The sequence below is a fragment of the Isoptericola sp. AK164 genome (assembly GCF_029643425.1).
Classification (GTDB): domain Bacteria; phylum Actinomycetota; class Actinomycetes; order Actinomycetales; family Cellulomonadaceae; genus Isoptericola; species Isoptericola haloaureus.
Genome location: NZ_CP119106.1, coordinates 988,070 through 1,000,703 on the forward strand (window position 1 = coordinate 988,070; position 12,634 = coordinate 1,000,703).

The following is a 12,634-nucleotide window of genomic DNA, read 5'->3' on the forward strand; positions in this document are numbered from 1 at the left end:
CCGCAGGGGGCGTGATGATCGACGACGACGGGTCCGAGCGACCCGCCCGCGTCGCCGTCACCGACGCCGCAGCCGAGCTCCTGGCTCGGCTGCGGCGTCGTCACGGCGACCTGATGTTCCACCAGTCCGGCGGCTGCTGCGACGGGTCGAGCCCCATGTGCTACCCGGCCGGCGACTTCCTCACCTCGGACGCTGACGTCCACCTGGGCGACCTCTCGCTCTCCGACGACGGCGAGGAGTTCGTCGTGCCGGTCTGGATGAGCCGCGCGCAGTTCGAGTACTGGAGCCACACCCACCTGACGATCGACGTCGTGCCCGGCCGCGGTGCCGGGTTCAGCGTGGAGGCGCCGGAGGGGGTGCGGTTCCTCATCCGCTCGCGGCTGCTCACCGACGCCGAGCTCGCGACGCTGGGCCCGGCCCGGGGGTAGCGTCGAGGGATGGCACCCGCGCACGACGGCGGCCACGGCGCACGGTGGTCGCAGGACGTCACCGAGCACTCCGACGCCCTCGACCTCGAGCAGGACGTCTTCACGCTCGACGACCCGGCGCGGATCGCCGAGTCGCTGCGCCGGTCGGCCGAGGCCAGCGAACGGCGCAAGACCTCGCCGTACGCCTCGGCGATGTCGATGCTGACGTTCTACCTCAACCGGGCGGGCCGCACCCTGCCGCCCGAGCGGCGCGAGGTCCTCGAGCAGGCCAAGGTCGAGCTGCGGCGCCTGTACGGGCGGGAGTGAGCAGAGCACGGGTCGGGGTGTCGCGCGGCGCCGTCGACCCGCTATGTTGCATGCCGTGAGCACCGAACCAGAGGCCCTCCCGTCCGTGTCGTCGCTCCCGGCGTGGCTCGTGCCGTCCGTGTACCTGAACTGGTCCACCGACTGGCTGCGCGAGTCCGTCGCCATCGCGACGCGTTCTCGTGAGCACCACCTGCCCGGCGGGCCCGACGGCCCCAAGCGCGGCGACGTCGTCGTGACCGTGCTGGGCGACGCCGGTGTCGTGGCGGCGGTGGAGCTCATGGGGTCCTCCGACGGCGACTCCTGGGTCACCGACGAGCTCTTCGGCCCCGACCGGCCCATCGTGTGGGCGGACCTGTTCGACGGCGCCGACTCCTACATCGGCTCCTCGGGCTGGCTGCCCGCCGAGCACGCTCGCGCCGTGCTCGACGGCGTCGCGAACCAGTTCCACGACGGTCCGGTGCACACCATCGACCCGGGCGACTGCGGGGCCGGGGACGCCGCCCCGGACGTGCACGCGCTGCGCATCATCGGCCACCGGGCCGTGACCGGGTGGGCGCTGCGCCGCGAGGAGCGCTGCGCCACCTGCGAGCAGTTCGTCGACGTGCGCGAGATGCAGGCGCACGACGACGGTGCCGTGCGCCTGGGCACGACGACGGCCGGCGGCCGCACGCTGGAGCAGGTCATCCGCGACATTCACCTGCTGTGCGCGCACTGCCACGAGCTGATGCACGAGCACTCGGTGATCGCGCAGCGCAACCGGCTGCGACCGCAGTGCCCCGGCTGCGGTGTGCGCGGCAAGACCAAGCGCATCGTGTGGGGCATGACCTTCTCCGACGACGTCGTCAGTGCCGAGCCGGACGTCGTCTACGGCGGGTTCGAGGTCCCGGTGCCGACGCCGGAGTGGTACTGCACCGACTGCCACGCCAACTTCGGCAGCACCGTGGTCGCCTCGCGGATGCTCGACGCCGACGGCCCCGCCGTCCCGCAGCCGGTCACCGGTGCCATGGCGACGGTGCAGGACGACCCGCTGACCGCGGGCTCGGCCACCGAGCCGGCACCCGAGACCGACGGTCGCTGGGAGCCGACGCACGGGATCTGAGCCCTGCCGGCCGGCCTGACCGGCCGGCCTGACCGGTCGGCCTGACCGGTCGGCCGGTGGGCCTGACCGGTCGGCCGGTGGGCCTGACCGGTCAGGCGGCGAGCGGCCGTGCGCGCGGGCGTCGCCGGACCATCCCGTGCTCGGGGGTCGGGATGCGCGGTGTGAGCCGCAGGGGCATCCCGGCCTCGAGCGGTGTCCGGTTCGCCTTGCGGTGGTTGCAGGCGCGGCAGGCCGCGACGAGGTTCAGCCACGAGCTGTCGCCGCCGCGGGACCGGGGCACCACGTGGTCGACCGTCTGGGCCGGCCCGCCGCAGTAGGCGCACGCGCCGTCGCGCCGCTTCACGCCGTCCTTGGTGACGGTGGGTCGCCCGCCGCGGTACAGCCACCGCATCGCGACGTAGCGCACGAGCCGCAGGACGCGGGGGAGCGGGTACGGACCGAAGGACATCCCGTCGACCGACTCCTCGACCACCGCGACCTCGCGCACCAGCATCGTGATGGCGTGCTTGACCGACACACGGTGCAGCGGCTCGTAGCCGGCGTTGAGGACCAGCACGTCGGCCACGGTCCTGCTCCCTTCCGGTGCGGTGCGCACGGGCCGGCGGGGCCGGTGCGCTCTCGGCGGCTCCTCGATGGGTCGGTGTCGGGTGCGGCGGGGATCCGGGCAGGACCTCCGGACAGGCCGGGATGTGGCGCCTGTCACGGAAAAAATATGGTGGGCGGCCCCGGAAGTCCAGAGCTTTGGCCAGGATCGGTCGAGGCCGAGCCTGGAAGATCCGGTTTCGGGCGGAAAATGACGACGTCTGCCGACGTCTGGTGACCCGTTCGCTACGGCGTCGTCGACAGCAGGTGCTCGAGCGCCTCCGGGACGGCCTCGAGGGCTGAGCGCGCCCGCCGGACTGCCGCTCGGGCGAGCCGGTCGTACGGCCCGCGGTCCTCCCCGGCGGCCTCCGCCCGGTCGGCGTGCTCGCGCGCGAGGGTCGCGAGCAGCATCGCGTCGCGATGGTCCCCGAGCGTCGACTGGATCGTCTTGCCGGCGGCGCCGAGGTCCTTGGCCGACGATCCCAGCACCCTGGTGGGGCTGCGCGTCACCGCGCGGGTCGCCTGGGAGACGCGTCGGCCGGCCTTGCGCACCTCGTGGGCGCGGGCCAGCAGGTCCTCGAGGTTCTCGGACGTGGCGACGTCCTCGGCCGTGGCGTCGGTCAGTGCGGCCAGATCCAGCTCGGCTGCTGCCCGTTCGGCCCGGCGGACCGCCTTGCGCAGGCGCTTGCGTGCCACCGTGGCGGCCTTCCGGTCGGCGGCCTTGCCGAGCGGGGGCTCCTGCACCCAGCGGATCAGCTCCGCCGTCGTCACCGCCATGGTCGGGCTGCCGGCGTACTCCACGAACCGGGCGTGGGCGGCTGCGTGCTGACGGTCGAGGTCCTCGACGATCCGTTCCCGGGCCTGGCGCGGGACGCTCGCGGCGCCGCCGACCGACTCGACGTCCGCCCGCCGCACCTCGAGGTCGCGGGCCTCTCCGAGGACGTCGCCCAGCTCGGCGAGACGTCGGCGCAGGTCCTTCACCTGGTCGCGCTCGAACGCCGGCCGGTAGACCGCGAGGACGGTGCGCAGCCGACGCACGGCGGTCCGCAGCCGGTGCACGGCGTCGTCCTCGTCGGCGAGGGCCCGGGGGATGCGCTGCTCGACGCGACGGACGTGGTCGGCCACCACGTCGCCGAAGACCTCGCCGGCGGGATCGGACTTCCGAGGGGGTGCCATGGTCCGTCAGGCTAGCCATCCGGCGTCGTCCATCGCGAGCGGGCGCACCGCCGACGCCGAGCCGACGAAGAGGCCGTGCAGCCGGAACCCGTGCGTGGCCGCCTGCTCGCGCAGAGCCGCGTTCCAGGCGCGGTCGGCGTCGGTGATCGTGTCGTCGCCGGGGCGGCACAGGACCGCGACGACGCTCCCGCCCGCGGCGGACTGCTCCGTGACCGAGGCGATCACCATGCCGAAGCGGCGGGCGTCGTCGACGTCGGGCTTCTCGGGGACGTCGCGGACCGGTACCGCCACGGCCGAGGCGCGGTCCTCCGCATCGATCCACGTCAGGCACAGCGTGCGTGATCGAGGCAGCGCCGCGGCGGAGAGGGTGGTGGCGAGGGCGAGCCGGTCGTCGTCGGTCAGGACCAGGTCACCGGGGCGGACGGGCTGCGGGGGTGTCGTGGTGTCCATGCTCCGACGCTGCCGGAGTCGCGGGGCTCGTGCGGGGACTGTCCACAGGGTGCGGGGTCGTGCGGTGTGCGGGGCGGCCTGTGGGTGACCGGTCGGCGGCGCCGACGCTCAGCCTGCGCAGAGCCCAGTCCAGGCGAAGAACTCCTCCGCTGGCAGCACCGGCTTACCGAGCTCGGCCGCCTTGCGTGCCTTGCCCGACATCGTGCCGGCTTCCGCGACCACCAGGACGTCGCACTTGGTCTTGGTGACGGTCTTGACGGGTTCCAGGCCGCGGGCCAGCGCCAGGTCGGTCATGTCGGCGCGGGTCCACGAGGACCCGTCCGGCCCCTGGGCCTCCCCGGTGAAGCAGACGCGCACCCCCGGGCCGAAGTGCTCGCCCACCGCATCCGGGCCGCCTGAGGGGCCGACGACGTCGTCCACGAACGACGTGTCGAGCAGTGACTCGAGCCGCCGCAACCGCTTGACGATGCCGACAGGCAGCCCGGCGGAGCGTTCGGCCACAGCGGCCAGACGGTCGACCACGGCCCGCCGCAGCGTGGAAGATGCCTGATCGGCGAGCGCTCCCGTCGGAACGGCCGTCGCGCCGTCGTCGAGCACGACGGCGCTCAGCGCCTGGCTGACGTCGAGCAGCGTGGCGAGGTGCGGTGAGTCGGCAGGCCGCGGAGCGGGAGCGCCCGGCTCGCGCGTCAGCAGGTAGCTGGTGGCCTCCGCGTCGTCGTCGCGCCGTCCGAACGGCGTGCCGTCGGCAGGCAGCGCGTGCCGTTCGTGGGCACGCAGCGCGGCACGGGCGCGATCGCCGGCGGTCCCGGTGCGGAGCGCCCGTTGTTCCTCGGAGGTCAGTTCGCCGTCGGACAGGTCGACGCCGAGCGGCAGCGGCTCGACGCGGCCCAGCCGCTTGAGCTCGAAGTCGACGAGCCCCAACGCCGCGTCGGTGTCGACGCCGACCGGTGTGCAGCCTTCGAGCAGTGGTGCGAGCACCGACCAGGCCTCGTCCAGCGTGGGGGCCAGGACGACGTCGTCCACGGTGATGCCGTGGTCGGCTCGCGCGCTGCCGAGATCCCGCTGCGGGTTGACGAGCGTGCTCACGGACGTGCCGTCGTCGAACGCGACCCCGATCTCGATCGGCCGCGGCCGGGAGAGGCGACCCTCGTCCCCGACGGCCAGCACGCTGACGGCGCAGTAGCGCTGCTCGCGCTGCGAGGCCGTCGCAGCATGCAGGAAGCGCACGACCCGACGATCTGTCCTGAGGTCCTTGGCCAGCACCGGTCGGGTCAGCACGAGCCCGTCCAACGACGTGCAACGGCTCAGCGCGACGTACACCTGGCCGTAGTCGAACGCCCCGCCGGTCAGGTCCACCACGAGCCGGTCGAGCGTCTGCCCCTGGCTCTTGTGGATCGTGATCGCCCAGGCCAGCTTGAACGGCAGCTGGGTATACGTGCCGATCACCTCGTGCCGCAGCGACCCGCCCTCGACCACGGGCCGCGTGGCTTGCCACGTGTGCGGTTCGACGTCGACCACGCTGCCGCCGCGCAGCTCGACGGTGACGGACACGTCGTCCACCGCGGCGCCGTCGGGCGGGTCGACGTCGAGGATCCGGCCGATGCTGCCGTTCGCCCAGCGGCCGGCCGGGTCGTTGCTGAGCAGCATGACCTGCGCGCCGACCTTGTACCGCAGCCGGCGTTCCACCGGCGGATCGAAGAGCGACAGGTCCCCCGACTCGAGGGCTGTCGCGGTGAACTCCTCGGTGGTCAGCCGCTCCAGGTGCTCCCGGTTGCGCTTGGCCACGATCCGGTTGGTGGGCGCCACGGTCAGCCAGAACTCCTCGTCGGGCGGGGAGAACTCCGCGTCCGAGCGTTCGTTCAGCTCGGCGCGGGTGTGCTCGAGCAGGACTCCCTCGCGGATCGCGTTGAGGGTCGCGGTCATGCGGTCGTCGCCCAGCTGGCGGAAGACCGTGGTCAGGGCGACCGTCGGGAATCTGTCACGATCGAACGCCGCGGCGGAGAAGAAGTACGGCGTGTCGTAGTGCTGATCGAGGTAGCCGGCCTCGCCGTCGGGCACCACCGGCGGGAGCTGGAACAGGTCGCCGACGAGGACCACCTGCACGCCGCCGAACGGCGTCCCGGGTGCCGGACCGAAGCGCTCCAGCGCGGCGGCGATCATGTCGAACATGTCGGCGCGCACCATCGACGCCTCGTCGACGATCAGCGTCTGCAGGTTCGCGAGCGTCGTCGCGAACCGGCCCGGCTTGTAGCCGCCGTGACGGACGTCGTCGAGCCCGGTCGTGGTGCCGAACCCGAACAGCCGGTGCAGCGTGTACCCGTCGACGTTGAGCGCGGCGATGCCGGTCGGCGCGGCGACGACGAGGCGCCGGTCGGTGGTCGCCATGAAGTGCCGGATCAGGGTCGACTTGCCCGTCCCGGCGCGCCCCGTCAGGAACAGGCTGCCGCCGGCATCCAGGATGCCCAGGGCATGCTCGAACTCGTCGGTGAGCACCATGTCGTCGTTCGTCACTCTGCCTCGCTGACGTCGTGCACGTGCGGCCGGCCACTGCCCGACAGCGTCCGCGCCGATCCTTTGCCCGGCCGAACGTACCGCCCACGGCCTCGGGGATCGGGCCGGGCAAGCGGGTGAAATCCGCTGCCCAGCACCCGATCAGAGGGCCACCGCTGCACCACGTTTCACCCGGTCGCAGAGGCATTCACTCGACCGACAAGGCCTAGATTGTCCGGGAACGACGCCAGACGCACTGACGGGCACCGGCCCGGGACGGGACCGACGACGGAGGACCCGGGAGCATCTGGCACCACGAGTCGAGCCGCCAGGCAGGAGAACAGGTGCCCGAGAAGTCGTCAGTCGCCGACATCGAGCCGGTCGTGGCGATAGACCCACCACGTTCCCGAGCCGGAGGCTTCGTCCGCGCGTTCCTGGGCACTCTGCTGGGCATGGTCGCCGTGCTGGTGTTGCTGGGCGCCGTCGTGTGGGGTGCCGTCCGTTCCGAGGCGATCTCGCTCCCGGCGGCGTTGAACCCCTTCCAGACCGAAGAAGTCGACCGCTCCGAACGCCCCGTGCTGGTCAGCATCCAGAACTTGGCTCGCTTCGTCGCGGCTCAAGGCAGCTACCAGGTGGTCCTCGACCTGGAGCAGGACACGAAGTACGTGCCGGACTGGCTGATGGGGGAGCGCACGATCTTCCTCGCGGACGGCTCCGTCGAGGTGTACGTGGACTTCCGCGAGCTCGGCGACGACTCGGTGGTCGTGTCCGAGGACGGGGCCACGGCGACGGTCATGCTGCCGGAGCCGGCACTGGCGGAGCCGCGGATCGATCTCGAGCAGAGCCGGGCGCTCTCGGAGTCGCGGGGACTGATCAACCGTGCCGAGGACTTCTTCGCCGACGACGTGGGCAGCCGGCAGGAGACGCTGCTGAAGGCGGAGGGCCTGCTTACCGAAGCGGCCGAGGCGAGCGGTCTGACGAGCCGTGCCGAGGAGAACACGCGTAAGACGCTCGAGGCGCTGCTCGGCGGGCTGGGGTACGAGACCGTGGAGGTCGTGTTCGACGACGGCCGGTTGTGAGGCGCGCCGGCCGAGCACGCGACGACGGCCCGTCACCGGTCGGTGACGGGCCGCCGTGCTGTGCTCGGCGCCCTGGGCAGCGGCCCGGGACGCGAGGTCGGCTCCGGAGGGGTGGCCGGAGCCGACGTCGGCGGAGCGGTGCCGCTCAGCCGAAGAACCGCGCGTACGCGCTCGTGGTGAGGAACGGCGGGAACTCGTCGCCCATCGCGACCTCGCGGAAGATCGTCACGGACTCGTCGAGCCGGTCACCCGGGGTCCGCGGCGTCGTCCGCAGGAACTCCTGCAGCATGGACTCGCACAGCTCGCGGGTGATGGTGACCCCGTCCTCGGTGCGGGTCCCCGAGTGCATCCACTGCCAGACCTGCGACCGCGAGATCTCCGCCGTCGCCGCGTCCTCCATGAGACTGTCCAGCGCCGCGGCGCCGGTGCCCCGCAGCCAGGACGCGATGTACCGCACGCCGACGGAGATGTTGGTGCGCAGCCCGGACTCGGTGATGGTCGCGCCCTCGCGCCGCGCGGAGGCGACGTCGAGCAGCTCGGCCTGGCCCACCGTGACGTCGTCGCGCAGCCGCTCGACCTGGTTCTCCCGCTCGCCCAGCACCTCGTCGAACGCCTCGCGGGCGATGCAGATGAGGTCCGGGTGCGCGACCCAGGAGCCGTCGAATCCGTCGCCGGCCTCGCGCTGTTTGTCGCGGCTCACCTGGGCGAAGGCACGTTCCGTGGTCTCCGGGTTGCGACGGTCGGGGATGAAGGCGCTCATGCCGCCGATGGCGTGCGCCCCGCGCCGGTGGCACGTGGCGACCAGCAGCTCGGTGTACGCCCGCATGAACGGGGCCGTCATCGTCACCTGCGCCCGGTCGGGCAGGACGTAGGAGTCGCCGCGGGAGCGGAAGCACTTGATGACGCTGAACAGGTAGTCCCAGCGCCCGGCGTTCAGCCCGGCGCAGTGGTCGCGCAGCTCGTAGAGGATCTCCTCCATCTCGAACGCGGCCGGCAGGGTCTCGATGAGCACCGTGGCCCGGATCGTGCCCTGCGGGATGTCCAGGGCGTGCTGGGCCAGCTCGAAGACCTCGTTCCACAGCCGGGCCTCGCGGTGGCTCTCCAGCTTGGGCAGGTAGAAGTACGGTCCACGGCCCCGGGAGATCAGCTCGCGGGCGTTGTGGAAGAAGTACAGACCGAAGTCGACCAGCGACCCGGACGCCGGCTGGGTGGAGCCGTCCGTGCCCGTGTAGGCCAGGTGCGACTCGAACAGGTGCCAGCCCCGCGGGCGGAACACGATCGTCGGCATCTCGGTCAGCTCCGAGGTCCGCAGCGCGTAGTGCTTGCCGGGGGTACGACCGCCGTCGGGCGACGGGCCGTCGAACGACAGCTCGCCCCGGATCGCCGAGCGCAGCGAGAGCTGGCCGCCGACGACGTTGGCCCAGGTCGGGCTCGAGGCGTCCTCGGCGTCGGCCAGCCAGACCTTCGCGCCCGAGTTGAGGGCGTTGATGGTCATCTTCGGGTCGGTCGGCCCCGTGATCTCGACGCGGCGGTCGGACAGTCCGGGCGCCCCGGTCGAGCCGGCGACGCGCCAGGACGGGTCGTCCCGCACGGGCCGGGTGGTGGGCAGGAAGTCCGGGTCGGCGCCGTCGGCGATCTGCCGGGTGCGCCGCTGGCGGGTGAGCAGCAGCTCGCACCGCGCGTCGGCGAAGTGGTCGTGCAGCAGCGCCAGGAACTCCAGCGCCTGCGGGGTGAGGATTTCCTCGAAGCCCGGCTCGATCGGGCCGACGACGTCGATCGTGCCCTCGGCCACGGTGGCCGAGTCGGCCAGGGCGATGCCGCGCGGGGGCGTGGCGGGCGAGCCGGTCGAGCGGGGGGACTGCGTGCGGGGCGGGTCGGCGATGGTGGTCATGACGTACTCCTGATCGGGAGGGCCGGGCGTCCCGGTCGTGCGGGGTGTCGGGCGGGATGCCCGCACGACCGGGACGTTCGCGGCACGGGGGTGAGTCAGAACTGAGCGGCCTCGGTGGAGCCGGCGAGGGCGAGGGTGGCGGCGTCGGGGTTGAGCGCCGTCGACACGCGGTCGAAGTACCCCGTGCCCACCTCCCGCTGGTGCTTGGTGGCGGTGTAGCCGCGGGTCTCGGAGGCGAACTCGGCCTCCTGCAGCTGCACGTAGGCCGTCATCTGCTCACGGGCGTAACCGTGGGCCAGATCGAACATGGAGTGGTTGAGGGCGTGGAAGCCCGCCAGGGTGATGAACTGGAACGTGAAGCCCATGGCGCCGAGCTCGCGCTGGAACGTCGCGATGGTGTCGTCGTCGAGGTGCTTCTTCCAGTTGAACGACGGCGAGCAGTTGTAGGCCAGCATCTGGTCGGGGAACTCGGCCTTGACCGACTCGGCGAACCGGCGGGCCAGGTCGAGGTCGGGGGTGCCGGTCTCCATCCAGATGAGGTCGGCGTACGGGGCGTAGGCGTGGGCCCGGGCGATGCAGGGCTCGATGCCGTTGCGGACCTTGTAGAACCCCTCCGAGGTGCGCTCCCCGGTGAGGAACTGCTGGTCGCGCTCGTCGACGTCGGAGGTGATCAGGGTGGCCGCCTCGGCGTCCGTGCGGGCGATGATGACGCTCGGCACGTCGGAGACGTCGGCGGCGAGCCGTGCGGCGTTGAGGGTGCGCACGTGCTGCTTGGTGGGGATGAGCACCTTGCCGCCGAGGTGGCCGCACTTCTTCTCGGACGCGAGCTGGTCCTCCCAGTGCACGCCGGAGGCACCCGAGGAGATCATCGACTTCATGAGCTCGTAGGCGTTGAGCGGCCCGCCGAACCCGGCCTCGGCGTCGGCCACGATCGGGGCCAGCCAGTTGCGTGAGGGACCGTTCCCTGCGTTTTCAGAGACGTCGATCTGGTCTGCCCGCAGCAGCGCGTTGTTGATGCGCCGCACGACGGCGGGCACCGAGTTCGCCGGGTAGAGCGACTGGTCGGGGTAGGTCTGCCCGGAGAGGTTGGCGTCGCCGGCCACCTGCCAGCCGGACAGGTAGATGGCCTTGAGGCCGGCCTTGACCTGCTGCACGGCCTGGTTGCCGGTCAGCGCGCCGAGGGCGTTGACGTAGTCCTCGGTGTGCAGCAGCTCCCACAGCAGCTCGGACCCGCGCCGGGCCAGCGTGTGCTCCTCGCCCACCGAACCGCGCAGCGCGACGACGTCCTCGGCCGTGTAGTCCCGGGTGACGCCGGCCCAGCGCGGGTCGGTCGCCCACTGCTCGGCGAGCGCCGCGGCGGTGGTGACCTGGTCGCCGGGACGGGCGGTCGGCGCCGTGGTCGGGGTGCCGGTGGTCGGGGTCTCGGTCTCGAGGGTCGCGGTCATCGTCGTCGCCTTTCGTCGTGCGGTCCGCCGGTGTTGTTCCGGTGGCCGCGGTGCCTGTCGATATCGACTCTGCGGCCTGCGCAACCCCCGTGGCGAGCCATTCAGGGGAGAACTTTCCGGGTTCTTCTCCTTGGCAGAAGGAGTGGCGCATGTCACTCTGGGGCATGGCCCTCACGACGACGTCACGGCCGCCGGCGACGCCCCCCGCGCCGCCCCCGGCCGAGTCCGAGCCCGACGCGCTGACGATCGGGCGACGCATCCGGCACCTGCGCCTGCAGCGGGGCATGACCCTCGGTGAGCTCGGGGACGCTGTCTCACGTGCCCCGTCGCAGATCTCCATGCTCGAGAACGGAAAGCGCGAACCGACCATCGCGCGGCTGCAGGCAGTGGCGAAGGCGCTGGGCACGAGCGTGGACGACCTGCTCTCGCCCGAGCCCCCCTCGCGCCGGGACGCCCTGGAGATCGAGCTGGAGCGGGTGCAAAGAGGGCCCCTCTTCTCCGCGCTCGGGGTGAAACCGGTGCGGGTCGGCAAGTCGCTGCCGACCGACGCCCTCGAGGCGATCGTCTCCCTGCAGGCCGAGCTGGAACGGCTGCACTCCGAGCGGGCGCTCACCCCGGAGGAGGCGCGGCGGGCCAACACCGAGCTGCGCGCCGACATGCGCGCGCAGGACAACTACTTCCCGGACCTGGAGATCGTCGCCCGCACGCTGCTGGACGACGTCGGGCACACCCGCGGTCCGGTGCCGCAGCGCGCGGCCGTCGACATCGCCAAGCACCTGGGCTTCACGATCCACTACGAGTCGGATCTGCCGCACTCGACCCGCGCCGTCATCGACCAGCGCCACCACCGGGTCTACCTGCCCAGCAACGGCATCCGCGGCCGCTCCGACGCCCGGTCGGCGCTGCTCCAGGCGCTCGCCTCGCACGTGCTGGATCACGCCGAGCCCCGCGACTACGGCGAGTTCCTGCGCCAGCGGGTCGAGGCCAACTATCTGTGCGCGGCGCTGCTTCTGCCCGAGCGCGAGGCGGTCAAGCATCTGCGCGAGGCCAAGGACGCCCGGGCGATCTCCCTCGAGGACCTGCGCGACGCCTTCGCCGTCTCCTACGAGACGGCCGCGCACCGGTTCACCAACCTGGCCACCCGCCACCTCGGTATCGGCGTGCACTTCATGAAGGTCCACGAGTCCGGGGCGATCCACAAGGCCTACGAGAACGACGGGGTGCGGTTCCCCGCCGACGCGCTCGGCACCGTCGAGGGCCAGCACGTGTGCAAGCAGTGGACGGCCCGGGTCGTGTTCGACGTCGAGGACCGCCTCAGCCCCTACTACCAGTACACCGACACCCCCACCGGGACGTACTGGTGCACCTCGCGGGTCTCCGACACCCCCGACGGCCGGTTCTCCGTCAGCGTCGGCGTGCCGTACGCGGAGGTGAAGTGGTTCCTGGGCCGGGAGACGACGGCGCGGTCCACCTCGCGCTGCCCGGACGAGTCCTGCTGCCGCCAGCCCTCGCGGCCGCTGGCCGAGCGTTGGGACGGCCACGCGCTGCCCAGCGCCCGCCCGCACGCCTCGATGCTCGCGGCCATGCCGTCCGGGGCGTTCCCCGGCGTGGACACGACGGCGGTCTACGAGTTCCTGGAGCGGCACGCCCCGGCCGCCGGCTGAGCCTGCGACGCGGCGTCGCGGCGA

Annotated in this window: 11 protein-coding genes; 5 read left to right on the forward strand and 6 right to left on the reverse strand. The window is 72.3% G+C overall.

All coding sequences use genetic code 11. The features are described 5' to 3' along the window. The first annotated feature begins 14 nt into the window (after positions 1 to 14). From PO879_RS04470 to PO879_RS04480, 3 genes are read left to right on the forward strand one after another with little or no spacing between them, the layout of a single operon-like run. Positions 15 to 428 carry a DUF779 domain-containing protein gene (locus tag PO879_RS04470; RefSeq protein ID WP_278236725.1) on the forward strand — a complete coding sequence of 138 codons (414 nt, stop codon included), beginning with the start codon at positions 15 to 17 and terminating at the stop codon, positions 426 to 428. Positions 429 to 437: 9 nt separating this feature from the next. Next, entirely contained in the window at positions 438 to 734 is a 297-nt protein-coding gene (locus PO879_RS04475) for a DUF3175 domain-containing protein (protein WP_278236726.1), read from the forward strand. 55 nt (positions 735 to 789) lie between these two features. Next, positions 790 to 1,833 (forward strand): hypothetical protein, encoded by a 1,044-nt coding sequence (locus PO879_RS04480; RefSeq protein ID WP_278236727.1) that lies wholly within the window; start codon positions 790 to 792, stop codon positions 1,831 to 1,833. A gap of 91 nt (positions 1,834 to 1,924) precedes the next feature. Here the strand turns inward: PO879_RS04480 and PO879_RS04485 are convergent, their stop codons facing one another. The 4 genes from PO879_RS04485 to PO879_RS04500 all read right to left on the reverse strand — a co-directional run bounded on the left by PO879_RS04485 (position 1,925) and on the right by PO879_RS04500 (position 6,552). Then, positions 1,925 to 2,398: an HNH endonuclease gene (locus PO879_RS04485; RefSeq protein WP_278236728.1), complete on the reverse strand. Its 474-nt coding sequence runs from the start codon at positions 2,396 to 2,398 to the stop codon at positions 1,925 to 1,927. Positions 2,399 to 2,661: 263 nt separating this feature from the next. Continuing rightward, entirely contained in the window at positions 2,662 to 3,591 is a 930-nt protein-coding gene (locus tag PO879_RS04490) for a CHAD domain-containing protein (protein ID WP_278236729.1), read from the reverse strand. Positions 3,592 to 3,597: 6 nt separating this feature from the next. Continuing rightward, positions 3,598 to 4,041, reverse strand: coding sequence for a hypothetical protein (locus PO879_RS04495; protein ID WP_278236730.1), 444 nt, complete (start codon positions 4,039 to 4,041; stop codon positions 3,598 to 3,600). 108 nt (positions 4,042 to 4,149) lie between these two features. Next, positions 4,150 to 6,552: an AAA family ATPase gene (locus PO879_RS04500; RefSeq protein WP_278236731.1), complete on the reverse strand. Its 2,403-nt coding sequence runs from the start codon at positions 6,550 to 6,552 to the stop codon at positions 4,150 to 4,152. Positions 6,553 to 6,983: 431 nt separating this feature from the next. On the opposite strand from PO879_RS04500, the gene PO879_RS04505 reads away from it, so the two are divergent. After that, positions 6,984 to 7,610: a DUF4230 domain-containing protein gene (locus PO879_RS04505; protein WP_278236732.1), complete on the forward strand. Its 627-nt coding sequence runs from the start codon at positions 6,984 to 6,986 to the stop codon at positions 7,608 to 7,610. 145 nt (positions 7,611 to 7,755) lie between these two features. Here the strand turns inward: PO879_RS04505 and aceB are convergent, their stop codons facing one another. After that, entirely contained in the window at positions 7,756 to 9,501 is a 1,746-nt protein-coding gene (gene aceB / locus PO879_RS04510) for a malate synthase A (protein ID WP_278236733.1), read from the reverse strand. 95 nt (positions 9,502 to 9,596) lie between these two features. Further along, positions 9,597 to 10,946, reverse strand: a complete 1,350-nt coding sequence (gene aceA, locus PO879_RS04515; RefSeq protein ID WP_278236734.1) for an isocitrate lyase — start codon at positions 10,944 to 10,946, stop codon at positions 9,597 to 9,599. 149 nt (positions 10,947 to 11,095) lie between these two features. Here aceA and PO879_RS04520 point away from each other — a divergent pair, with 149 nt between their 5' ends. Continuing rightward, the gene (locus tag PO879_RS04520) at positions 11,096 to 12,610 is read left to right on the forward strand and encodes a helix-turn-helix transcriptional regulator (protein ID WP_278236735.1); all 1,515 of its coding nucleotides are present in this window, start codon (positions 11,096 to 11,098) and stop codon (positions 12,608 to 12,610) included. Positions 12,611 to 12,634 lie beyond the last annotated feature (24 nt).